Genomic DNA, 822 nt, shown 5'->3' with positions numbered 1-822 from the left:
GGATTGCAAATCCGCCTACGCCGGTTCGATTCCGACCTCGGCCTCCACCCTTGAAAACCCCGTAGATTAACATCTACGGGGTTTTTTATTGCCTGGGATTTGGGTGATCACTTCCGCAAATTTTTGGATCGCTTCTGCAAATCGCGGGTTTTAGCGTCGATTTTAAGAAAAATCTCCCTGCATTGAGCGTGAGATGTTGAGCGTTTTGGCTGTGAGTTGTCTGAGTGCTCTGTCATTGCGGTATTCAGATGGGGAGGCGGGCCGCAGCAGTGCGGATGGCATGCTGACCCGACTGAACTGAGCCATTAGCGAGATTACCGGTGCTGCATCGGAGCTGGAGAACATCCCGTTTGTGGGGCTTGAGATGGGCGCCAAGCTCCAGCGGACCCTGCGCCGCATCACCGTGCAGTCCGTTGTCGGCGAGGTGTTGGCTAAGTACAGCCAGGCGGTGACGGCGGTGGGGCAGATCCAGTAGCGCCTCGGTACGCTGCAGGAGCAGACCGCCAAGGCCAGCGCTGCGATCAACCGGATCGGAGGGCAAGTCAGTCCTTCCTTGGGCAACATCCTTCCGACTGGATCATTCGTTAACTTGGGCACCCCGGCGTCCGAGGCGGTGAAGCCGTTCCCGCACTTGCTGATCATCCACCCGCTTAAGACTGGCGGACAGGCGTACTACTTCAACCTTGACACTGCAGCCTTTGAAGAATTGCGTCGTCAGGCGGGGTTCCGCTGGGCTGGCCAGGAACACCTGACCCGCAGCATCGCGCAGCAGGCAGTGGGGCAGGGCGACGACAAGATCACCCGCAAGGGTGCGGTGTTTCC

The 822-nt window shown here is 58.6% G+C and carries 1 pseudogene; it reads left to right on the top strand.

Annotation, left to right across the window (positions count from 1 at the left end):
• Positions 1–304 precede the first annotated feature (304 nt).
• Positions 305–822 (top strand): annotated as a pseudogene (locus PQT43_RS31185) (phage tail protein); the annotation flags it as partial.

The sequence above is a fragment of the Pseudomonas sp. BLCC-B112 genome, from assembly GCF_028550695.1.
GTDB classification, from domain to species: Bacteria; Pseudomonadota; Gammaproteobacteria; order Pseudomonadales; family Pseudomonadaceae; genus Aquipseudomonas; species Aquipseudomonas danubii.
The sequence above is the reverse complement of the archived record's forward strand: the minus strand, read 5'-3'. Positions and strand labels throughout refer to the sequence as shown.